Here is a 20,729-nt window from a genome sequence, read left to right as displayed (position 1 = left end):
GCCGGGGTGGGCCGCTGCCGTCTCAGCCGCGCAGGACCTCGCGGAGTTGCTCCAGGCCCCAGTCCAGGTCCTCCTTGCTGATCACCAGCGGCGGTGCGATCCGGATCGTCGAGCCGTGGGTGTCCTTCACCAGCACCCGGCGGCCCATCAGCTTCTCGGAGATCTCCCGGCCCGTGCCGTGGCCGGGCTCGATGTCGACGCCCGCCCAGAGCCCGCGCCCCCGCACCGCCTCCACCGCTCCGCCGCCCACCAGCAGCCCCAGCTCCTGGTGGAGGTGGTCGCCCAACTCCGTTGCCCGCTGCTGGAACTCACCGGTGCGCAGCATCGCGATGACCTCCAGCGCCACCGCGCACGCCAGCGGATTCCCGCCGAACGTCGACCCGTGCTCCCCGGGCCGGTACACCCCCAGCACCGCCGCCGACGACACCACGGCCGACACCGGCACGACGCCGCCGCCCAGCGCCTTGCCGAGCACGTACATGTCCGGCACGACGCCCTCGTGCTCGCACGCGAACGTCTTCCCGGTCCGGCCCAGACCCGACTGGATCTCATCCGCGATGAACAGCACGTTCCGCTCGCGGGTCAGCTCCCGGACCCCGGGCAGGTAGCCGGGAGGCGGCACCAGCACCCCGGCCTCGCCCTGGATCGGTTCGAGGAGCACCGCCACGGTGTTCTCCGTCATCGCCTCCCGCAGCGCGGTCAGATCCCCGTACGGCACGATCTCGAACCCCGGTGTGTACGGGCCGAAGTCCGCACGGGCCTCGTGGTCCGTGGAGAAGCTGATGACCGTCGTCGTCCGGCCGTGGAAGTTGTCCGAGGCGACGATGATCTTCGCCATCCCGTCCGGGACGCCCTTGACCCGGTAGCCCCACTTGCGGGCGGTCTTCACCGCGGTCTCGACGGCCTCCGCGCCGGTGTTCATCGGCAGCACCATCTCCATGCCGCACAGCTCCGCCAGCCGCGTACAGAACTCGGCGAAGCGGTCGTGGTGGAAGGCCCGCGAGGTCAGCGTCACCCGCTCCAGCTGCGCCTTGGCCGCGTCGATCAGACGGCGGTTGCCGTGGCCGAAGTTGAGCGCCGAGTAGCCGGCGAGCATGTCGAGGTAGCGCCGCCCCTCGACATCCGTCATCCAGGCGCCCTCCGCCGTCGCGACGACGACGGGCAGCGGATGATAGTTGTGCGCGCTGTGCGCATCGGCGGAGGCGATGGCGTTTTCCGTGGTCGACACGGGATCTCCGTTCGTCGTGCGGATCGGGTTGGTGTGCCCACTTTCTATCGTCGGTCGGATCGCCCACGAGGAAACCTCCCGTTCACGGCGCGCCCGCGCGGACCCCCGCGCTGGAACGATGGGCGGACACGCGCACGAAGAGGGGCGGCATGCATGACGGACACGCCGGAGGGCGGCATCGCGGGCGAGGCTGTCCTGCTCGTCCCCGCCACTGAGGATCACCTGTCGTTGCTTGCCGGGTGGTTCGCGGACCCCGAGTTCGTACGCAACTGGGGCGGACAGCCGCTCACGCGCGAGGAAGTGGCCGCCAAGTACGTCGGGAGGCGGCGCCCCGCGGTGGCCTCGTTCCTGGTCCTCGACAGCGCCGGCCCCGTGGGTTACGCCCAGTACGTCCCCGCCGGCCCCCGCGAAGGCGGCATCGACATGGTGTTGCTGCCTCACGCACAGGGCCGGGGCCACGGCCCCGACGCCGCCCGCGCCCTCGTCCGGCACCTTCTCACCGTCGTGGGATGGGAACGGGTGACCGTCGATCCCGAGGCTTCCAACCAGCGGGCCGTCCGGGCGTGGAGCAAGGCGGGCTTTCGCCCGGTCGGCCCGCGCGGGAGCCAGTTGCTGATGGAGTGCGGGTCCGCACCGGCTCAGGAGCCGGTCAGCCGCTGACGCGGCCCCGCCGCGGGAGCCACCGCGCCCCGGACGCCGCACGCAGCCGTCCGGCCGGGCGGACTGTGTTCCTGGTCTCATTTCGCCGCGGTCCGCAACAGCCACGGCCGGCCCGCACCCTCGTCATCGACGGCGCGGCACCTCTTCCGGCCCGGCCGCAGAGCCCCCTCCCGCGTCCTCACACCTTTCATACACCGGCTGCCCGAGATCGGTTCCGTACCTGAGACAATGATTTCTATGGCCTCTGAACGTCCCCGTGTGCTCTCCGGAATCCAGCCCACCGCAGGCTCGTTCCACCTCGGCAACTACCTCGGCGCGGTCCGCCAGTGGGTGGCCCTGCAGGAGTCCCACGACGCCTTTTACATGGTCGTCGACCTGCACGCGATCACCGTGCCGCAGGACCCTGCGGCACTGCGCGCCAACACCCGGCTCGCCGTCGCCCAGCTGCTCGCCGCCGGGGTCGACCCGGACCGCTGCACGCTCTTCGTCCAGAGCCATGTCCCCGAGCACGCCCAGCTCGGCTGGGTCATGAACTGCCTGGCCGGTTTCGGTGAGGCGGCCCGGATGACGCAGTTCAAGGACAAGTCCGCCAAGCAGGGCGCCGACCGCACCACCGTCGGACTCTTCACCTACCCGATGCTGATGGTCGCCGACATCCTGCTCTACCAGGCCGACCAGGTCCCGGTCGGCGAGGACCAGCGCCAGCACCTGGAGCTGACCCGGAACCTCGCGGAGCGGTTCAACGGCACCTACGGCGACACCTTCACCGTGCCGGACCCGTACATCCTCAAGGAGACGGCGAAGATCTACGACCTCCAGGACCCGTCGTCGAAGATGAGCAAGTCGGCGGCCACCCCGAAGGGCCTGATCAACCTCCTGGACGAGCCGAAGGCCACCGCCAAGAAGGTGAAGAGCGCGATCACCGACACCGACACGGTGATCCGCTTCGACCAGGCGGAGAAGCCCGGCATCAGCAATCTGCTGACCATCTACTCCACCCTCACCAACACACCCGTCGCGGATCTGGAGCAGAAGTACGAGGGCAAGGGCTACGGTGCGCTGAAGACCGACCTCGCCGAGGTCATGGTCGACTTCGTCACACCGTTCCGCACCCGCACCCAGGAATATCTCGACGACACCGAGACGCTGGACTCCATCCTGGCCAAGGGAGCGGAGAAGGCCAGGGCCGTCGCCGCCGAGACCCTGGCGCGGACGTACGACCGCATGGGTCTTCTGCCCGCGAAGCACTGAGTCCAAGGACCCTGGCGGTACCACCTTCACAGGCGGCACACTGGCGGCGTGAAGCTTGCGGCCGTCAGTGGCTGAAAACAGACCATCGAGGATTGAGGAGAACGACGTGGGGACCGTAACGCTCGGCGTTTCGATCGCGGTCCCGGAGCCCTACGGCAGCCTGCTCCAGCAGCGGCGCGCGAGCTTCGGGGACCCTGCCGCACATGGCATTCCCACCCACGTCACCCTCCTTCCGCCGACCGAGGCGGAGGCGGCCCACCTGCCCGCGATCGAGGCGCACCTCGCCAAGATCGCGTCCGGTGGCCGCCCCTTCCCGATGCGGCTGTCCGGCACGGGCACCTTCCGCCCGCTGTCGCCGGTCGTCTTCGTCCAGGTCGTCGAGGGCGCCTCGGCCTGCTCCTGGCTGCAGAAGCGGGTCCGGGACGCCTCGGGTCCGCTGGTGCGCGAGCTCCAGTTCCCGTACCACCCGCACGTGACCGTGGCCCACGACATCTCCGAAGAGGCGATGGACCGGGCGTACGCCGAGCTGGGCGACTACGAGGCCGCCTGGACCTGCGGTTCCTTCGCGCTGTACGAGCAGGGCTCGGACAGCGTCTGGCGCAAGATCAACGAGTTCCCGTTCGCGACGGGCGGCGGGGCTGCCGCCCTCCCCGCGCAGAGCGGCAGCTCCGTGGACACGCCCTCGCTCCACCCCTGACCCCGGCGGCCCCCCGGCCCCCGGCCCCGGGTCAGACCGGCAGGCGGCGGAACAGCGGGCGCGGCACATGCCGCAGCGCCGACATCACCGCCCGCAGCGCCCCGGGCACCCACACCGTCTCCGAGCGCCGGCGCAGACCCGTCACGATCGCCGCCGCGACCGCGTCGGGCGTGGTCACCAGGGGCGTACGGGTGAACGGGATCGTCGCGAGAGGCGCCTCGGCCGCCGTACCGGGCGCCTGTACGGGACCGGGGCGTACGACCATCACATGCACGCCCGTCCCGTGCAGCGCGTCTCCGAGCCCCTGGGCGAAGGCGTCCAGGCCCGCCTTGCTCGACCCGTAGATGAAGTCCGCACGCCGGGCGCGCTCCCCTGCCACCGACGACAGCACCACCAGCGAGCCGTGCCCCTGCGCCTGGAGTGCGCCGGCGCACACCAGCCCGGCGGAGACGGCCCCGGTGTAGTTCGTCTGGGCGACCCGGACCGCCGAGAGCGGCTCCTCCTCGTCGCGTTCCTGGTCGCCGGGGATACCGAAGGCGAGCAGCACCATGTCGATGTCGCCCTCGGTGAAGATCTTGCCGAGGGTGGTCTCGTGCGACTCGGTGTCCAGCGCGTCGAAGTCCACGGTGCGGACGTAGGCGCCGCGCCCGCGCAGCTCGGCCGCCGCCGACTCCAGGGCCGGGGAGGGGCGCCCGGCCAGCCAGACCGTGCGGGTACGGCAGGCGATCAGGCGACGGGCGGTGGCGAGCCCGATCTCCGACGTGCCGCCGAGGACGAGCAAGGACTGCGGGGCACCGAAGGCATCCTTCACGGAAACGCTCCTTGGGGGAGGGGGAGAAGCCGGGGGTAACAGGGAGCCGGGCCGGGGTGTCCGTCAGAGCGACAGCCGGCGCGAGAGGTCCGATCTGAACGCGCCGTCCGGGTCGGACTCGGCACGCAGCGAACGGAAGTCGTCCAGCCGCGGGTACATCGCGGCCAGCACGTCCGGGCGCATCCGGGAGTCGTTCGTCAGGCAGACCCGGCCGCCCGCGGCCGCCACCTCCTCGTCCAGGCCGTCGAGGAAGCGGGCCAGCCCCGGCAGGGCGGCCGGCAGGTCGAGGGACAGCGCCCAGCCGGGCAGCGGGAAGGACAGCCAGCCGGGATCGCCCGCGCCGAAGCGCCGGAGCGCGGCGAGGCGCGCGGGGCAGCGGCGCTGCGAGATCTGCCGGACGATCCGGTGCAGCGTCTCCCCCTGACCGTGGCCGACGGCGAACTCGTAGTGCACGAAACCGCCGCGCCCGTGGACCGGGCTGCGGCGCGGCGCGGCGTCCAGCGGGTGGAAGAAGGCGGCGATCCGGCGCAGTTCGCCCGTGCGGGACCGGGGCGCCCTGCGGAAGCGGAGCTCGGCCAGGGCGGCTGCGGAGGTGCGGCCGAGCAGCCCGCCGGGGACGAGGTCCGGTACGAGCGAGTGCGCGGGGGGCAGTTGGCCGGGGCGGAAGGAGAGCGGTGCGCGCCGGGCGTGCGCCGGGAGTGCGTCCAAGGGGGCGTGCTCCCCCCGGGTCAGGACGCCCCGGCCCGTCGCCCGGCCGCGCGCGGTCAGGTCGACCCAGGCGGACGCGTAGCGGTGGCGGTCGCCGTCCGTGGCGAGACGGGCCATCAGGTCGTCCAGATCGGCGGCCCGTTCGGTGTCGACGGACATCAGGGACGTCTCGACGCGATGGAACCGGAGCGTGGCCGAGAGAATCACCCCGGTCAGCCCCATGCCGCCCGTGGTCGCGTCGAAGAGCGGGGTGCCGGGCCGGACCGTACGGATGCCGCCGTCGGCGGTGAGCAGTTCGAACCCCGTGACATGGCGGGAGAAGGAGCCCGCCGCGCGGTGGTTGTCACCGTGGACGTCGGAGCCGATCGCGCCGCCCACCGTGATGTACCGGCTGCCCGGCGTCACCGGCAGGAACCAGCCGAGCGGAAGCAGCACCTCCAGCAGCCGGTGCAGGCTCACACCCGCCTCGCACACCACCTCACCGGTCCCGGCGTCGAAGGCCCGGACGCGGTTCAGCGCCGTCATGTCGAGGACGGAGCCCCCCGCGTTCTGCGCCGAGTCGCCGTGCGCCCGGCCCAGCCCGCGCGCGATCGAGCCACGGGGCCCGCAGCCGCGCACCGTCGCTGCGGCCTCCTCGTAACTGCCGGGGCGAAAGCGCAGCGCGGTCGTCGGGGCGGTACGGCCCCAGCCGCTCAGGGACACGGTGTCGACAGGCATGAGGGTGACCGTATCGCCCGAGAAAACACCTTTGAGGGATTTGTTACAACACTCACCGAAATGGGTGATTGAGGAGGCGTCATCTCCTACGCTCCCCATGGGGCATCGGTTTTTGCTGACGGGGAGGGTAGTCGTACGTCATGGACTGGCTGAAAAAACTCCCTGTCATCGGGCCGCTCGTCTCCCGGCTGATGGAGACGCACGCCTGGCGCAGTTACGAGACGCTGGTACGGGTCCACTGGGCGCGGCTGGCCGCGGCGATCACGTTCATCAGCTTCCTGGCGCTCTTCCCGCTGATCGCGGTCGCCGCGGCGATCGGCGCGGCGCTGCTCTCCGACAAGCAGCTCGACAAGATCGAGAACAAGGTGGCCGAGCAGGTGCCGGGCATCTCGGATCAGCTGGGCATCGACAACCTGGTGGCGCACGCGGGCACGGTCGGACTGGTGGCCGGTGCGCTGCTGCTGTTCACCGGCATCGGCTGGATCGGCTCGATGCGGGACTGCCTGCGCGCGGTGTGGGACATGGACGACCTGGACGAGGGCAATCCCGTCATCCGCAAGCTCAAGGACGCCGGGGTGCTGTTCGGCCTGGGCGGGGCGGCCCTGGTGACCCTGGCGATCTCCTCGGTCGGCTCCGTCGCGGTCGGCTGGATCGCCGACCTGATCAACATCCCCGAGAACGGCGCGGGCGGTGTGCTGCTCCGGATCGCGGCCCTGGCGGTGGCGGTGTGCGCCGACTTCCTGCTGCTGCTCTACCTGCTGACGCTGCTGCCCGGCGTCGAGCCGCCGCGGCGCCGGCTGGTGGTCGCCTCACTGACCGGCGCGGTCGGCTTCGAGCTGCTGAAACTGCTGCTCGGCAGCTATATGAAGGGCGTCGCGTCGAAGAGCATGTACGGCGCGTTCGGCGTGCCCATCGCCCTGCTGCTGTGGATCAACTTCACCGCGAAGCTGCTGCTGTTCTGTGCCGCCTGGACGGCGACACCGAGCAAGGACGCCGAGGAGCCCGTGCCGGTGGAGGGCGAGCCGGCCCCGGACGACGACGGCGGTGCCAGGGGCGGGAGCACCCGGGCGGGACGTGCCCGGGGCGAAAACGCCCCGGGCGGCCGGGTCAGGGGCGGGAGCGACGGCGCACCAGGTCCGGCAGCGGCCAGCGCCGGTTGACCAGGAACACGGCACCGGCGAGCAGCACCAGCACCCCGCCGACGATGCCCAGCGCGACCCCGGCCCCGCCGGAGCCGTCCGCCGCGGCGGCCTTCGCGGTCGTGTCCGGGCCGTGCTTCGCCTTGTCGGCGGCGGGGCCGTCGGCCTCGGCCCCCTTGCCGGTGCCGGTGTCGGGCACCGCGGACTTCGGCGGGACCAGCTCGCCCACCGGGGTGACCTTGCCGCTGGCGCTGAACCCCCAGTCGAGCAGGCTCGCCGCCTCCTTGTAGACGGCGTGCGTCTCCTCGGACGACGGGTGCATGACGGTGACGAGAAGCACCTTGCCGTTGCGCTCGGCGACACCGGTGAAGGTGTTGCCCGCGTGCGTCGTGTAGCCGTTCTTGACGCCGGCGATGCCGTCGTACGCGGCGACGCCGTCGGCCCCGGTGAGCAGTCGGTTGGTGTTCTGGATGCCGAACTCCTCCCGCTTCTTGCCCTTCTTCTGCTCGCCGGGGAACTCCGCCGTGCCGGTCGCGCAGTACTCGCGGAAGTCCGCGTTCTGCAGCCCGCTGCGGGCGAACAGGGTCAGGTCGTACGCACTGGAGACCTGCTTGGGCGCGTCGTAGCCGTCGGGCGACACCACGTGGGTGTCCAGGGCCTGCAGCTCCACGGCGTGTGTCTGCATGTCGTGGACGGTCTTGGGGACGCCCCCGTACATCGCGGCCAGTACGTGCACCGCGTCGTTGCCCGAACGCAGGAAGACGCCGAGCCACAGGTCGTGCACCGAGTAGCTGAGGTCCTCCTTGACGCCCACCAGGCTGCTTCCCTCGCCCATGTCCGCGAGGTCCTCGTCCTTCACCGTGTACTCCCGGGTCTTCGGCTGCAGGGCCGGGTCCGGCATCACGGTGTCCGCGAACAGCATCTTCAGTGTGGAGGCCGGGGGCAGCCGCCAGTGCGGGTTGTGCGAGGCGAGCACCTCCCCGCTCTCGGCGTCCGAGACCATCCACGATCTGCCGGTCAGGTCCTTGGGCAGGACCGGGGCGCCGGGGCCGAGATTGACCTGGGTGCCGGACCGGCCCAGCTGTTCGCCACCGAGCCGCGACATGGCGGCAGGCGGCTTCGGGGCGTCGTCGGAGGTGTCCTTGGCAACCGCAGAGGCGGGGCTGACGACGAAAGTGGACAGCAGGGCGGCAGATGTGACCGCCATCGCGGTCTTCTTAAGAGCTGACACGGTCGAAAACGTACATGCAGTTGATGTGAAAATTGACACCGGCGCTATGACCCGCCGTGCGTACCGCCAGGACAGCCCACCCCGGGACGGCCCGTCCGAGGACAGTCCCCCCTGGCCCTGCCCACCCCGGGCGAGCCGGCCCGGACGCGCCGGAGATACTGACTCCATGAAGCTCAGCCGCCCCGTCTCCTGGTTCCTGCTCGCATTCGGGGTGTGGAGCTGGTTCATCTGGATCACTTTCGTCAAGAACCTGTGGAAGGACGGCAGCGGTCTCGCCTTCGACGACGCGGGTGACCCTACTGCGTACTTCTGGGTGCATCTGCTGCTCGCCATCACGTCCTTTCTTCTGGGGACGGCGGTTGGCGTGATCGGGTTCCGCGGCGTCAGGGCGTTGCGCGACCGTTCCGCGTAACGACGCGGCACCTCGTACGGACCGGATACGGACAAACAGGGCGGGGAAGCGCACGTGGCGGTCATGGGATTCGTTCTGGCGGCGATCGTGGTGCTCGCAACTCTCGTCGCCGTGCACCGCTATGTGTGGCGCCGCTTCGTCGGTGACACGACCGCCGCGGGCAGCCTGCCACGCCGGGCGGGCACCGTGGCGGCGTACGTGCTGCCGCTGCTGAGCGTCGGCGCCCTGGTCTCCGGCCGGTCGGGTGCGCCCTTCTGGCTCGAGCGGGTGCTGGCCTGGCCGGGCTATCTGTGGCTGGCCGCCCTGCTCTACCTGACACTGGCCCTGCTGGTCGGTGAGGCGGTACGGCCGCTGCTGCGCAGGCTCCTCGCACGCCGGGACGCGACGGCCGGCGCCGGGGCGGAGGCCGGACCGGCGCGAACGGGGGAGACCGTGCGGGCCGAGAGCGCCGGAGCCGCCCCCGGCTCGGACACCAGGACAGCGGCCCCGACCGCGCCCTCCGCCCCGCAGCCCCCCGCCGCCTCCCCCTCGCGCCGGCTCTTCGTCGCGCGGGCGGTCGGGGGCGCCGCGGCCGTGGCGGGGCTCGGCACGGTGGGGTACGGCACCTACGGGGTGCTGCGCGGCCCGCGGGTCAAGCGCGTCACCATCCCGCTGGCCCGGCTGCCCCGCTCCGCGCACGGCTTCCGGATCGCCGTCGTCAGCGACATCCACCTCGGCCCGATCCTGGGCCGGGCGCACACCCAGCGGATCGTCGACACGGTCAACCGGACCCAGCCCGATCTGATCGCGGTCGTCGGGGACCTGGTCGACGGATCGGTCGCGGATCTCGGTCCGGCCGCCGAGCCGCTCGCGCGGCTCCGCTCCCGGCACGGCGCGTTCTTCGTCACCGGCAACCACGAGTACTACTCCGGCGCGGCCCAATGGGTGGATCATGTAAGGGAATTGGGGATGCACCCGCTGGAGAATGCCCGGGTGGAGATCGACGGATTCGATCTGGCCGGGGTCAATGACATCGGGGGCGAGAGCGAGGGCCAGGGCCCGGACTTCGGCCGCGCCCTGGGTGACCGGGACCGCTCCCGGGCCGCCGTCCTCATGGCCCATCAGCCGGTCCTCATCGACGAGGCCGTCGAGCACGGCGTGGACCTGCAGCTATCCGGGCACACCCACGGTGGCCAGCTCTGGCCGGGCAACTACATCGCGGAGCTCTCCAACCCCACGGTCGCCGGGCTCGAACGCTACGGCGACACGCAGCTGTACGTCACGCGCGGCGCGGGCGCCTGGGGCCCGCCGGTGCGGGTCGGCGCACCCTCGGACATCACCGTCGTCGAACTCGCCTCCAAGCAGGCCTGAGAGCCGCCCCGCAGGCGAATTCGGTGACCGTCCGCCAACCCTCTGTATTCGGCCTATCGATCCAAGGTTTCAAGTAACGAACAAAAGGCTATGTGTCTCTGATTTGCCCTTCCAGATGTGAAAATCGTGTGATTGGCTGAGCGCGAACGTGCGGTGATCTGCGTATCTGAGCGCGACACCGAGGTGGGGCTGTTAAGGGAGAGCACGGCAATGCGGTCGATCCGAATACGGATTCTCGCGATTCTCGCGGTTTTGGTCATCGCAGGCGTCGGCGCCTGGCAGTTGCTTCCTTCGGACGGAGCGAAGGAGGACCCGGTCTCCGTCGGTACGACCGACGTGGTGACCTCGCTCGACCCGGCCGGAGCGTACGACGCCGGCTCCTGGGCGATGTACAGCAACGTCTACCAGTCCCTCATGACGTTCAAGTCCGGAGCGATCGTCCCCGAGCCCGACGCGGCCGAGAGCTGCGGCTTCATCGGCGGGAAGCTCCAGACGTACCAGTGCAAGCTCCGTGACGACCTGTCGTTCTCCAACGGCCGGAAGATCACCGCCGAGGACGTCAAGTACTCCTTCGAGCGCATGCTCAGGATCAAGACGAACGTCGGCCCCTCGGTGCTGTTCCCGACCCTCAAGAACGTGGTGACCGAGGGCCGGGTGATCACGTTCAACCTGTCCTCGCGCGACGCGACCTTCCCGCAGAAGCTCGCCACCGGGGCCGGTTCGATCGTCGACCGTGAGGCCTACTCCGAGAAAAAGCTGCGGAGCGACAACAAGGTCAGCGGCTCCGGGCCGTACGTGCTCAAGTCGTACCAGCCGGGCTCCAGGGCCGAACTGGTGCCGAACACCAGGTACAAGGGCGCGCTGAAGAAGACCGGCGGGCCGGTCACCGTGCACTACTACCAGCAGTCGGACGACCTCCTGGCGGCCTGGAAGTCGGGACAGATCGATGTCACGCACCGTCAGCTCCCGCCGTCCGCGCTCGCGGAGCTGAACCCCGGCGACGCCGATCAGCGCATCACGGAGGCGGACAGCGCCGAGATCCGCAACCTCGTCTTCAACGTCCGCTCCGGCTCGCCGCTCGCCGACAAGCGCGTCCGGCAGGCCATCGCGGCGATCATCGACCGCGCACCGATCGTGACCGACGTCTACCAGGGCACCGTCGCACCGCTCTACTCGCTGATCCCGCAGGGCTACATCGGGCACAGCACCCCGTTCTTCGACGAGTACCCGCAGCCGGACGCCAAGCGCGCCAAGAAGCTGATGGAGGAGGCGGGCGTCCAGCTGCCGCTCCCCCTCACCTTCGCCTACCGCTCCGGCGACTCGTACACGCCGGAGAGCAAGGAGATCCAGCGCCAGCTGAACGCGGACGGGCTGTTCAAGGTCTCGATCAAGTCCGTGGAGTGGACGGCGTTCCAGAAGGGCTACGCGGCCGGTGACTACGACATGTACACCGTCGGCTGGCTCCCGGACTACCCGGACCCCGACACCTTCAGCCAGCCGCTCGTCGGCCGCGACACCAGCCTCCACAACGGCTACAGCAGCAAGAAGATGGACCAGCTGATCAGCGACACGCTGCAGTTCAGCGACCGCAGCCGCACCTCGGCCGACTTCAAGGACCTGCAGAAGCTGGTGGGCGAGGACGTGCCGCTCGTCCCGCTGTGGCAGAAGAAGGACTACGTCCTCGCCAAGCCCGAGGTGGCCGGTTCGCAGTACCTCTCGGACGGTACGGGCATCTGGCGGCTGTGGGAGCTCGGCTGGATCTGACGGGCCCGTCGCGGTCCGGAAGCCAGGACCGCGACCCGGCAGACAGAAGCGGAACACGAAAGGAGCGGCCGTCCCGGTACCCACGGGGCGGCCGCTGCGGCGTGTACGCCGCCGGGCGCGGTCAGCGCGGCCGGTCCGCCACCGGTCCCGTCGCCCCCGGCAGGAACTCCTCCAGCACCGCGTGGACCTGGCGCACGAGCGGCCGCAGCACCCGGAACCGGGACAGGGCGATGGCCCGCGCGATGATCGGGGCGGTGCGCTCGACGAGGCGGCGACTGCGTTCGGCGTCGTCCGTCCGGTCGTACACCCAGTACAGCACCAGGCCCATCTGGTTCAGCCACATCAGCTCCGGCAGCAGCTCGGCCAGTTCCGGATCGACCTTGGTGTCCGCACCCTCCAGGCAGCGCCGGTGGATGGAGATCGCCGCGTCGCGGGCCGCGACGGAGTCCTTCGAGAAGGGGCTGAGCGGGCTCTCCGGATCGGCGGCGTTCTTGAAGAACTGGGCGGCGAAGCGGTGGTACGGCTCCGCCACGTCCAGCCAGCCGAGGAGGACCCCGCGAATGCGTACCGCGAGGTCCTGGTCGCCGGCCAGGACCGGCTGGACCGCCGCCTCGTGCTCGGCGGCGATCCGGTCGTAGAAGCCCTGGACGAGGTGTTCCTTGGACGAGAAGTAGTAGTACGCGTTCCCTACGGAGACGCCGGCCTCCTGGGCGATGGCCCGCATGGTCGTCTTGTCGTAGCCGCGTTCCTGGAAGAGCCGGAGCGCGGTTTCGAGGATGAGTGTGCGGGTCTGTTCGCTCTTGGGAGCCTTGACTTCCTTCACGTCCTTCTCTTCCTTCACCACGGTCCCGAGGGTATCCGGCCCGGTCCTGGCCCAGGACCCTAGGTGCCGGGCTCCGGGCCCTCCACCGCGCAGGCGCCGCCCCCTTCGCCGTCCGTCCGGCAGGGCGCCGCCGTCAGGGAGCGGTACCTCGCCGCGGCGAGGACGGTCGCCCTGGCGAACGGGCGGCCGGCCGGGGTGGTCAGCCAGTGGGCCCTGGGCCGGTGCTCGGCCAGCGCCCAGAGGCAGACGATCCACGCCGACGTGGAGCGGTAGACCTGGCCCCCGTCACCGATCACCGTGATCTCCTCCAGCGTCCCGGAGTGGTCGAGGGCGGGGAAGCGGCGGTGCGCCTCCGCCGAGTCCGCCGGGACCAGGTCCAGCGGTACCAGCTGACGCTGTCTCATCAGCCAATGCCGCAGGTGGACGCAGAGCGAGCACTGTGCGTCGTAGAGCACGGTGAGCCGTTCGACGGACAGCCGCCGCCCACCCGTCCGGACCGTCATGGCCGGCCCTCACGCCCGGGGGGCGGGCGCGGCCCACGGCCCGGTGCCCGGCGGTGTCCAGCCCTGCGGTGCCACGGGCGGGGTCTGCTCGCGCTCCATCATGCCCCGGCGGCGGATCCTGTTCAGCACATAGACGTTGCCCAGGTGCATGACCCCCAGCACGAGCAGGACGACGCCGACCTTCAGCGAGAGCGCGTCGAAGAGCGCGCGGGCGTCGGTGACCTCCTCGGAGTTCTTCAGGTAGAGCGTCACGAACCCCAGGTTGACCAGGTAGAAGCCCACCACCAGCAGGTGGTTGACGGCATCGGCGAGTTTCTCGTTCCCGTGCAGCACATCGGCGAGGAACACCTTGCCGTTGCGGCTGAGCGTGCGGGCCACCCAGATGGTGAGCGCCACGCTGATGAGCAGGTAGATGACGTACGCGACAACAGTGAGGTCCATGCCCCACCCTCCCTTGAACGCGTTCAAATGCTGTTGTCATGGACTGTAGACCTGGAACTGAACATGTTCAAGCCGGTGCTTCGGTGGTGCGCGTCACCTGGTCCGAGGGGGCTGTGAAGCGCCGCACCCCGGGTATCGCGGCGGTGGCCAGGCAGGCCGCGCCGACCGCCACCCCGGCTGCGGCAAGGGGGAGTTCGGCGCCCCAGGCCGAGGCGGCCGGCGGGGCGAGGGCGTAGCCGAGCGGCATCGCGCCGAGGGAGAGCAGCCAGTCGTAGGAGGTGACCCGGGCCAGCGCGTGCTTGGGTACGGCGGACTGGACGGCGGTCTCCCAGACCGGGTTGAGGTAGCCCAGCCCCGCCTGGGAGAGGCCGTACGCGGCGATGGCGACGACGGCGGGGGAGTGGGCGGCCAGCAGGCAGAGCGGCAGTGCGTACAGGGCGAGGCCCAGATTGGCGGTCAGGACCGGGCGGCGCGGCCTGGCCCGGCCGGCCAGCAGCGAGCCGAGCAGCAGGCCGACGGCGCCGGTCTGGAGGAAGGCGAGCCACATCCCCTTGCCGCCCAGGTGGTGGATGAACAGCGCCGGACCGAGCGTCATCAGGACGGCCGCCGCGCCGTTCCAGACGGAGTGGGCGATCAGGCTCGTCCAGTACCAGTCGCGGCCCCGGACCTCGCTCCAGCCCTCCTTGAGGTCGCTGAGCACGGACCTGCGGGCGACGGGGACGTGCCGGACGTCGATCGCGGACAGCAGCGCCGCACTCACCGCGAAGCCGGCCGCGTCCAGCACGAAGGCCCAGCCGGGCCCCGCGGTGAGGACCAGCGCCCCGGCGACGGCCGGGCCGCCGATCCGGGCGGCGCTGCTGACCACCGCCATCAGGGAGTTGGCACGCAGCAGTCCGGACTCCGCCACGGTGCCGCGGATCAGCGGGGAGACGGTCGGCATCGCGAAGGCCCCGGCGGCGCCGCCGATCGCCTCGGCCAGCGCGATCTGCCACAGCGCCGGTGCCCCGGAGAGGAGTTCGGCGCCGACGAAGAGCTGGCTGGCGCACCGTACGAGATCGGTGGTGAGCGCGACCGTGCGGGCGTTGAAGCGGTCGCCCACGACGCCGCCGAGCGGCAGCAGGAGCAGCTTGGGCACCATCGCGCAGGCGAGCACCAGGGCGAGCGCCCCGGTCGATCCGGTGGCCAGGTAGACGGCGAGGGTGAGAGCTGCGGGGATCGCCGCGTCGCCCAGCATCGAGAAGCTGCGCCCGATGAAGAGCAGCCGGAAGGAACGGGTGCGCAAGGGATGAGGCATGGCGCGGAATCTATTTCGCTTCCGAAGTATTCGTCAACGAAATATTTGATACCGAAGGGTAGTTGGGGTTCGGCGTAGGGTGTGGACCATGGAGCAACGCGACTGGACCGACGGACACGTGGAGCGGTGGAAGCCGGTGCTTCCCGAACTCGACCCGGACATCGAGGGGGCGGTGACCCGGATGAAGAAGCTCTCCGTCCATCTGCGCCGGGTGCGTGAACAGTCCCTCGTCGACTTCGACCTGGACCGCCAGGAGTTCGACACGCTGCACAAACTCGCCGGGCACGGCGGCAAGGCCGCCCCGTCCGATCTCGCCGCCGACCTCGACCTCGCGCCCGCCTCCGTCACCGGCCGGCTGGACGCCCTGGAGCGCCGCGGATTCGTCCGCCGTACCCCCTCCACCACCGACCGGCGGCGCGTGGACGTGGAGTTGACCGACCGGGGGCGCTCGACCTGGCTCGGCGCGATGGACTTCCTCGGCAACGAGGAGGAGCGGCTGCTCCACGTCCTGGACAAGGAGGAGCGCGGCCTGCTCAACTCCATGCTGCGGCGGATCATGGTGATCGCCGAGGACCGGGGCGGCGCGCACTGGGACTGACCGGGGCCCCGGGCGGGGACCCCCGCGGTCCCCGCCCGCCCGGCGCCCCGGGCCCGGACTTCAGAAGCTCAGCGAGCGGGCGCTGTTGATCTGCGACATCACCATCGCGAAGGTCTCCGGGTGCGTGGCCGGGATCATCGTCGAGTGGTGCCGGCCACCGCTGGTCACCGACACCTGGATGAACCCGGTCGTCTTCTTCTCCTTCATCAGCAGGAAGAGCAGACCGATCAGGCACAGCAGGGCGAAGACGATCGCCAGCACGATCCCGACCGTGGGGATCTTCTCCTCGGTGCGCGACATGTCCGTGGCCGTCCACGCGGCACCCTTGAGGGGCATCGTCCCGGACGGCGTCACGATGGAGTCGCCCATGACCGTGATGTCGCCGATGGTCAGCAGCGGCGCGCCGCCGCCGCCCGTCGGGACCATGCCCTGCTGCCCCGGGTAGCCGTAGCCGGGCACCGCCGGCTGGGTCGCCGGGTAGCCGTAACCCGGGGGCGGCGCGTCCTGGAAGGGCTGCTGGTAGCCGGGTGCCGGGTTTCCGGCGGCCGGATAGCCGTATGCCTGGCCGTCCGGCATGGTGGGCGGGCTTGCGGGTTGCTGGGCAGGCCCCCACTTGTATGAGTCGTCCGCGTACGGATTCGGATCGCTCAACGTTTCCTGCTCTCGATCGGGCTGTGAGCCCCCGTGCTCTGCTGCGACGTGGGCGGCGAACCGGTGTCCGGTTCCGCACGACGGTACCGTCGCGGGCCGCGCCGCGCAGCCATGAGGCCCCGTCCCGCACGGTGTTCGCGCGGAGGACGGGGCCCTGGATGCTACCGGTGCGGCAGGAAGGTCAGAAGCGACGCGTGATCAGCGCGCGCTTGACCTCCTGGATCGCCTTGGTGACCTCGATGCCACGCGGGCAGGCGTCCGTGCAGTTGAAGGTGGTGCGGCAACGCCACACCCCGTCACGGTCGTTGAGGATCTCGAGGCGCTGCTCGCCGCCCTCGTCGCGCGAGTCGAAGATGAAGCGGTGCGCGTTGACGATCGCCGCCGGGCCGAAGTACTGCCCGTCGTTCCAGAACACCGGGCACGAGGACGTGCACGCGGCGCACAGGATGCACTTGGTGGTGTCGTCGAAGCGCTCGCGGTCCTCGGCGGACTGCAGACGCTCGCGGGTCGGCTCGTTCCCCTTGGTGATGAGGAAGGGCATGACGTCGCGGTAGGCCTGGAAGAACGGGTCCATGTCGACCACGAGGTCCTTGAGGACCGTGAGGCCCTTTATGGCCTCGACCGTGATCGGCTTCTCCGGGCTCAGGTCCTTGATCAGCGTCTTGCAGGCGAGCCTGTTCTTGCCGTTGATCCGCATCGCGTCCGAGCCGCAGATGCCGTGTGCGCAGGAGCGCCGGAAGGTCAGCGTTCCGTCGGTCTCCCACTTGATCTTGTGAAGGGCGTCGAGAACACGCTCCTTCGGGTCGATCTCGATCTGGAAGTCCTGCCACTCGGACTCCTCGGAGACCTCCGGGTTGAACCGGCGGATCCGGAAGGTGGCGGTGATGTACGGGGTGTCGGCGAAGCCGGCCTCGGGCTCGGGGACCTTGTCGGCCTTTTCCATCGTGGGGGTAGCCATCAGTACTTACGCTCCATCGGCTGGTAGCGGGTCTGGACGACCGGCTTGTAGTCCAGCCGGATCGACTCGGTGCCGTCGTCTGCGACCTCGCGGTACGCCATGGTGTGGCGCATGAAGTTGACGTCGTCGCGGTTCGGGTAGTCCTCGCGGTAGTGACCGCCGCGGGACTCCTTGCGGGCCAGCGCTGAGGTCGCCATGACCTCCGCGAGGTCCAGCAGGTTGCCCAGCTCGACGGCCTCCAGCAGGTCCGTGTTGAACCGCTTGCCCTTGTCCTGGATGGACACGTTGAGGTAGCGCTCGCGCAGCTCCGCGATCTTGTCGACCGCGGTCTTGATGGTCTGCTCGGTGCGGAACACCATCACGTTGGCGTCCATGCACTCCTGCAGCTCCAGGCGGATCGCCGAGACGCGCTCGGTGCCCGTGGAGTTGCGCAGCCGCTCGACCTGGTCGATGACCATCTGCGCCGGGTTCTCGGGAAGCTCGACGTAGTCGTTCTTCGCGGAGTACTCGGCGGCGGCGATGCCCGACCGGCGTCCGAAGACGTTGATGTCGAGCAGCGAGTTGGTGCCGAGGCGGTTGGCGCCGTGCACGGAGACACAGGCGACCTCGCCGGCGGCGTACAGGCCCGGGACGACGGTGGTGTTGTCGGCCAGCACCTCGCCCTCGACGTTAGTCGGGATGCCGCCCATGGCGTAGTGCGCGGTCGGCTGGATCGGGATCGGGTCCGTGTAGGGCTCGATGCCGAGGTACGTACGCGCGAACTCCGTGATGTCCGGGAGCTTGGCGTCCAGCTGCTCCGGCGGGAGGTGCGTCAGGTCGAGGTAGACGTGGTCGCCCTCGGGACCGCAGCCCCGGCCCTCGCGGATCTCCGTGTAGATGGAGCGGGAGACGACGTCACGGGACGCGAGGTCCTTCATGACGGGCGCGTACTTCTCCATGAAGCGCTCGCCGTCCTTGTTGCGGAGGATGCCGCCCTCACCGCGGGCGCCCTCCGTCAGCAGGATGCCCATGCGCCAGATGCCCGTCGGGTGGAACTGGAAGAACTCCATGTCCTCCAGCGGCAGACCGCGGCGGTACGCGGCGGCCTGGCCGTCACCGGTCAGGGTGTGCGCGTTCGACGTCACCTTGAAGAACTTGCCGGTGCCACCGGAGGCGAAGATGATCGACTTCGCCTGGAAGACGTGGATCTCGCCGGTCGCCAGCTCGTACGCGACGACGCCGGCCGACTTCTTGACCCCGTCCACCTCCTGGAGCAGCAGGTCCAGGACGTAGAACTCGTTGAAGAACTCCACACCCTCCTTGACGCAGTTCTGGTACAGCGTCTGGAGGATCATGTGGCCGGTGCGGTCCGAGGCGTAGCAGGACCGGCGGACCGGGGCCTCGCCGTGGTTACGGCTGTGGCCGCCGAAACGGCGCTGGTCGATCTTGCCCTCGGGCGTGCGGTTGAACGGCAGGCCCATCTTCTCCAGGTCGAGAACGGAGTCGATGGCCTCCTTCGCCAGGATCTCGGCGGCGTCCTGGTCGACCAGGTAGTCGCCGCCCTTGATCGTGTCGAAGGTGTGCCACTCCCAGTTGTCCTCCTCCACGTTGGCGAGCGCCGCGGCCATGCCGCCCTGCGCCGCGCCCGTGTGGGAGCGGGTGGGATAGAGCTTGGTCAGCACGGCGGTGCGGCTGCGCTTGGTCGACTCGATGGCCGCGCGCATGCCGGCGCCGCCGGCGCCGACGATGACGGTGTCGTACTTGTGGATCTGCATGGTTTACCTCTGGTCCTTCGGGCCCGGCGCCTAGCGGATGTTCGGGTCGAAGGTGAAGATCACCAGCGTGCCCAGCAGGACGGTGAACACCGTGGCGGTGTACAGCAGCATCTTCAGCCAGAAGCGGGTGTTGTCCCGTTCGGCGTAGTCGTTGATGACCGTACGGAGACCGTTGGCACCGTGCAGCATGGCGAGCCACAGCATCGCCAGGTCCCACATCTGCCAGAACGGCGAGGCCCAGCGGCCGGCCACGAAGGCGAAGCCGACCTTGGAGACGCCGCCGTCCAGCACCAGCTGGATCAGCAGGTGGCCGATGACCAGGACGACCAGGACGATGCCCGACAGGCGCATGAAGAGCCAGGCGTACATCTCGAAGTTGGTGCGCGACCCCTTGGGCGTCTTGCCGGTCCGCGTACGCGGGGGCTCGATCACGGGGGCCGGATTGTCGACATCGTAGAGGCTGACGCCTTCGACTGCGCCGATCGCGGAAGTCTCGGTGGACATGGGCCTCAGCTCCCGAAGATGGAACGGACGGCGTGGCCGAGGACGGGGTACAGGGCCCCGACCATGAGCACGATCCAGATGCCCAGCACGGTCCAGAGCATCTGCTTCTGGAGTCGCGGGCCCTTGGCCCAGAAGTCCACAGCGATGATGCGGAGACCGTTCAGCGCATGGAAGAGAATCGCGGCCACGAGGCCGTATTCAAGGAGCGCGACGGGCCATGTCTTGTACGTGGCCACGACCTCGTCGTAGGCCTCGGGGGAGACACGGACGAGAGCGGTGTCCAGGACGTGTACGAACAGGAAGAAGAAAATGAGGACACCGGTGACTCGATGAGCCACCCAGGACCACATGCCTTCCCGGCCGCGGTACAGCGTTCCAGCCGGCACGGAAGAACCCTCCGGGAGCGGGGATTGGGGTCGGCCGGCTTGACTGTCGGTCTGACCCGGCCGGGTACGGTCCACCGGCCCCGGCCATCGTAGCGACGGTTTGTCGGTTCGTTCGCGCCGGGGCCTCTGGTGTGATCAAAGTGGCAATCAATCAGGCACGTACGGCCTAGGCAGGGCCCGGGGACAGGCCACTTCCCGGGGCGGGGCCCTCCCGGCCGGCCGGTAACCCGTTACTGACTCGATACCAGCCCGATGATGCGGCCCCGGGCGAGTCGCCGCATCTCGTCCGCCGTCACCACGCGCTCCTGGTCGGGGTCGTGGGCAAGCCTCGCCCGGATGCCGGCCAGCACCTGGTCGGGGTGCTCGGCGGGCCGGACGCCGTCGAGGCAGATGACGAAGACGTGGCCGAAGCGGCTCTCGTACGCGGCGTGCGCGGCGGCCAGCGCGAGGTGGGCGGAGGGTGCCGCGTCGGGCGCCAGGGCCGGGGAGGCCTCGACGGCGAGCGCCTCGGCGCGGTCGGTGAGGGACAGGTCGTAGCCCGCCTCGTCGGCGGCGGCGAGCAGCGCGTCCAGGTCCGGGTAGGGGCGGTGGGCGGCCAGCCGCTGCGCCCAGCGGCGGCTGCCGAAGCAGTCGAGCAGGGCGGCCTCGACGTCGGCGGCCGGCGCGGCGTTGAGACGGTGCAGGCCCGGGGCGTGCGAGCAGGGCCGGCCGGGTGCGGGCCCGCAGCTCTGTACGGGCACGGCGGCCCGCCGGACGGGCCGGCGCGGTTGCTCCGGCAGGCCGGCGTGGGACTCGCTGGACCTGGACAGCGTGGGCTCCTCGAATCAGCGGCATCTGTGAACCTGGAGT

Annotated in this window: 22 protein-coding genes; 8 read left to right on the top strand and 14 right to left on the bottom strand. The window is 70.2% G+C overall.

Annotated features, from left to right (window positions below; translation table 11 throughout):
• Positions 1-22 precede the first annotated feature (22 nt).
• Entirely contained in the window at positions 23-1,228 is a 1,206-nt protein-coding gene (gene rocD / locus EDD93_RS05210) for an ornithine--oxo-acid transaminase (RefSeq protein WP_123524058.1), read from the bottom strand.
• A 153-nt stretch (positions 1,229-1,381) separates the two neighbouring features.
• Between rocD and EDD93_RS05205 the strand changes: the two genes are divergently transcribed.
• The 3 genes from EDD93_RS05205 (at position 1,382) to EDD93_RS05195 (ending at position 3,836) form a co-directional block, all read left to right on the top strand.
• Positions 1,382-1,888: a GNAT family N-acetyltransferase gene (locus EDD93_RS05205; RefSeq protein ID WP_123524057.1), complete on the top strand. Its 507-nt coding sequence runs from the start codon at positions 1,382-1,384 to the stop codon at positions 1,886-1,888.
• 237 nt (positions 1,889-2,125) lie between these two features.
• Positions 2,126-3,139, top strand: coding sequence for a tryptophan--tRNA ligase (gene trpS, locus EDD93_RS05200; RefSeq protein ID WP_185092212.1), 1,014 nt, complete (start codon positions 2,126-2,128; stop codon positions 3,137-3,139).
• 106 nt (positions 3,140-3,245) lie between these two features.
• Positions 3,246-3,836: a 2'-5' RNA ligase family protein gene (locus EDD93_RS05195; RefSeq protein ID WP_123524056.1), complete on the top strand. Its 591-nt coding sequence runs from the start codon at positions 3,246-3,248 to the stop codon at positions 3,834-3,836.
• A 31-nt stretch (positions 3,837-3,867) separates the two neighbouring features.
• Here the strand turns inward: EDD93_RS05195 and EDD93_RS05190 are convergent, their stop codons facing one another.
• Positions 3,868-4,647 carry a decaprenylphospho-beta-D-erythro-pentofuranosid-2-ulose 2-reductase gene (locus EDD93_RS05190; RefSeq protein WP_123524055.1) on the bottom strand — a complete coding sequence of 260 codons (780 nt, stop codon included), beginning with the start codon at positions 4,645-4,647 and terminating at the stop codon, positions 3,868-3,870.
• 63 nt (positions 4,648-4,710) lie between these two features.
• Positions 4,711-6,072 carry an FAD-binding oxidoreductase gene (locus EDD93_RS05185; RefSeq protein WP_123524054.1) on the bottom strand — a complete coding sequence of 454 codons (1,362 nt, stop codon included), beginning with the start codon at positions 6,070-6,072 and terminating at the stop codon, positions 4,711-4,713.
• A 140-nt stretch (positions 6,073-6,212) separates the two neighbouring features.
• Here EDD93_RS05185 and EDD93_RS05180 point away from each other — a divergent pair, with 140 nt between their 5' ends.
• Positions 6,213-7,232 carry a YihY/virulence factor BrkB family protein gene (locus tag EDD93_RS05180; RefSeq protein WP_123524053.1) on the top strand — a complete coding sequence of 340 codons (1,020 nt, stop codon included), beginning with the start codon at positions 6,213-6,215 and terminating at the stop codon, positions 7,230-7,232.
• Here the strand turns inward: EDD93_RS05180 and EDD93_RS05175 are convergent.
• A complete protein-coding gene (locus EDD93_RS05175) occupies positions 7,180-8,442 on the bottom strand; it encodes a D-alanyl-D-alanine carboxypeptidase family protein (protein ID WP_398902917.1) in 1,263 nt (420 codons plus the stop codon). The two genes, EDD93_RS05180 and EDD93_RS05175, sit on opposite strands and share 53 nt — an antisense overlap.
• Positions 8,443-8,608: 166 nt before the next feature.
• Here EDD93_RS05175 and EDD93_RS40080 point away from each other — a divergent pair, with 166 nt between their 5' ends.
• The 3 genes from EDD93_RS40080 to EDD93_RS05165 all read left to right on the top strand — a co-directional run bounded on the left by EDD93_RS40080 (position 8,609) and on the right by EDD93_RS05165 (position 11,968).
• The gene (locus tag EDD93_RS40080; RefSeq protein WP_079193131.1) at positions 8,609-8,854 is read left to right on the top strand and encodes an SCO4848 family membrane protein; all 246 of its coding nucleotides are present in this window, start codon (positions 8,609-8,611) and stop codon (positions 8,852-8,854) included.
• A 63-nt stretch (positions 8,855-8,917) separates the two neighbouring features.
• Entirely contained in the window at positions 8,918-10,204 is a 1,287-nt protein-coding gene (locus tag EDD93_RS05170; RefSeq protein ID WP_123527594.1) for a metallophosphoesterase, read from the top strand.
• Positions 10,205-10,414: 210 nt separating this feature from the next.
• Positions 10,415-11,968: an ABC transporter substrate-binding protein gene (locus EDD93_RS05165; RefSeq protein WP_123524051.1), complete on the top strand. Its 1,554-nt coding sequence runs from the start codon at positions 10,415-10,417 to the stop codon at positions 11,966-11,968.
• A gap of 121 nt (positions 11,969-12,089) precedes the next feature.
• On the opposite strand, the gene EDD93_RS05160 is transcribed toward EDD93_RS05165, so the two are convergent.
• The 4 genes from EDD93_RS05160 to EDD93_RS05145 form a co-directional block, all read right to left on the bottom strand.
• The gene (locus EDD93_RS05160; protein WP_123524050.1) at positions 12,090-12,812 is read right to left on the bottom strand and encodes a TetR/AcrR family transcriptional regulator; all 723 of its coding nucleotides are present in this window, start codon (positions 12,810-12,812) and stop codon (positions 12,090-12,092) included.
• A gap of 38 nt (positions 12,813-12,850) precedes the next feature.
• Positions 12,851-13,294 (bottom strand): thiol-disulfide oxidoreductase DCC family protein, encoded by a 444-nt coding sequence (locus tag EDD93_RS05155; protein ID WP_123524049.1) that lies wholly within the window; start codon positions 13,292-13,294, stop codon positions 12,851-12,853.
• Positions 13,295-13,303: 9 nt separating this feature from the next.
• Positions 13,304-13,735, bottom strand: a complete 432-nt coding sequence (locus EDD93_RS05150) for a hypothetical protein (RefSeq protein ID WP_123524048.1) — start codon at positions 13,733-13,735, stop codon at positions 13,304-13,306.
• Between the two features lie 67 nt (positions 13,736-13,802).
• Positions 13,803-15,029, bottom strand: coding sequence for an MFS transporter (locus EDD93_RS05145; protein WP_123524047.1), 1,227 nt, complete (start codon positions 15,027-15,029; stop codon positions 13,803-13,805).
• 88 nt (positions 15,030-15,117) lie between these two features.
• Between EDD93_RS05145 and EDD93_RS05140 the strand changes: the two genes are divergently transcribed.
• Complete coding sequence (locus EDD93_RS05140) at positions 15,118-15,627, top strand: MarR family winged helix-turn-helix transcriptional regulator (protein ID WP_123524046.1); 510 nt, start codon at positions 15,118-15,120, stop codon at positions 15,625-15,627.
• Between the two features lie 60 nt (positions 15,628-15,687).
• Here EDD93_RS05140 and EDD93_RS05135 read toward each other — a convergent pair whose 3' ends face one another.
• From EDD93_RS05135 to EDD93_RS05110, 6 genes are all read right to left on the bottom strand, one after another.
• Positions 15,688-16,278, bottom strand: a complete 591-nt coding sequence (locus tag EDD93_RS05135; RefSeq protein WP_123524045.1) for a hypothetical protein — start codon at positions 16,276-16,278, stop codon at positions 15,688-15,690.
• Positions 16,279-16,459: 181 nt separating this feature from the next.
• Positions 16,460-17,236, bottom strand: coding sequence for a succinate dehydrogenase iron-sulfur subunit (locus EDD93_RS05130; protein ID WP_123524044.1), 777 nt, complete (start codon positions 17,234-17,236; stop codon positions 16,460-16,462).
• A complete protein-coding gene (gene sdhA / locus EDD93_RS05125) occupies positions 17,236-18,990 on the bottom strand; it encodes a succinate dehydrogenase flavoprotein subunit (RefSeq protein ID WP_123524043.1) in 1,755 nt (584 codons plus the stop codon). The genes EDD93_RS05130 and sdhA overlap by 1 nt, the downstream gene beginning before the upstream one ends.
• A 30-nt stretch (positions 18,991-19,020) precedes the next feature.
• Complete coding sequence (locus EDD93_RS05120; RefSeq protein WP_024488891.1) at positions 19,021-19,494, bottom strand: succinate dehydrogenase hydrophobic membrane anchor subunit; 474 nt, start codon at positions 19,492-19,494, stop codon at positions 19,021-19,023.
• A gap of 5 nt (positions 19,495-19,499) precedes the next feature.
• Entirely contained in the window at positions 19,500-19,880 is a 381-nt protein-coding gene (gene sdhC / locus EDD93_RS05115; protein ID WP_073732547.1) for a succinate dehydrogenase, cytochrome b556 subunit, read from the bottom strand.
• Positions 19,881-20,110: 230 nt separating this feature from the next.
• Complete coding sequence (locus EDD93_RS05110; protein ID WP_123524042.1) at positions 20,111-20,620, bottom strand: 2-oxo-4-hydroxy-4-carboxy-5-ureidoimidazoline decarboxylase; 510 nt, start codon at positions 20,618-20,620, stop codon at positions 20,111-20,113.
• Between the last annotated feature and the right edge of the window lie 109 nt (positions 20,621-20,729).

It is taken from the genome of Streptomyces sp. 840.1, from assembly GCF_003751445.1.
Classification (GTDB): domain Bacteria; phylum Actinomycetota; class Actinomycetes; order Streptomycetales; family Streptomycetaceae; genus Streptomyces.
This window is presented reverse-complemented; position numbering and strand designations above follow the sequence as displayed.

Bases quoted from the DNA above. Each gene is read 5' to 3' on its own strand.
- EDD93_RS05170 (WP_123527594.1), top strand. From the start codon at position 8,918: ATGGGATTCGTTCTGGCGGCGATCGTGGTGCTCGCAACTCTCGTCGCC.
- EDD93_RS05120 (WP_024488891.1), bottom strand. From the start codon at position 19,494: ATGTCCACCGAGACTTCCGCGATCGGCGCAGTCGAAGGCGTCAGCCTC.
- EDD93_RS05205 (WP_123524057.1), top strand. From the start codon at position 1,382: ATGACGGACACGCCGGAGGGCGGCATCGCGGGCGAGGCTGTCCTGCTC.
- EDD93_RS05165 (WP_123524051.1), top strand. From the start codon at position 10,415: ATGCGGTCGATCCGAATACGGATTCTCGCGATTCTCGCGGTTTTGGTC.
- EDD93_RS05130 (WP_123524044.1), bottom strand. From the start codon at position 17,236: ATGGCTACCCCCACGATGGAAAAGGCCGACAAGGTCCCCGAGCCCGAG.
- trpS (WP_185092212.1), top strand. From the start codon at position 2,126: ATGGCCTCTGAACGTCCCCGTGTGCTCTCCGGAATCCAGCCCACCGCA.
- EDD93_RS40080 (WP_079193131.1), top strand. From the start codon at position 8,609: ATGAAGCTCAGCCGCCCCGTCTCCTGGTTCCTGCTCGCATTCGGGGTG.
- EDD93_RS05180 (WP_123524053.1), top strand. From the start codon at position 6,213: ATGGACTGGCTGAAAAAACTCCCTGTCATCGGGCCGCTCGTCTCCCGG.
- EDD93_RS05145 (WP_123524047.1), bottom strand. From the start codon at position 15,029: ATGCCTCATCCCTTGCGCACCCGTTCCTTCCGGCTGCTCTTCATCGGG.
- EDD93_RS05150 (WP_123524048.1), bottom strand. From the start codon at position 13,735: ATGGACCTCACTGTTGTCGCGTACGTCATCTACCTGCTCATCAGCGTG.
- sdhA (WP_123524043.1), bottom strand. From the start codon at position 18,990: ATGCAGATCCACAAGTACGACACCGTCATCGTCGGCGCCGGCGGCGCC.
- EDD93_RS05140 (WP_123524046.1), top strand. From the start codon at position 15,118: ATGGAGCAACGCGACTGGACCGACGGACACGTGGAGCGGTGGAAGCCG.
- EDD93_RS05155 (WP_123524049.1), bottom strand. From the start codon at position 13,294: ATGACGGTCCGGACGGGTGGGCGGCGGCTGTCCGTCGAACGGCTCACC.
- EDD93_RS05185 (WP_123524054.1), bottom strand. From the start codon at position 6,072: ATGCCTGTCGACACCGTGTCCCTGAGCGGCTGGGGCCGTACCGCCCCG.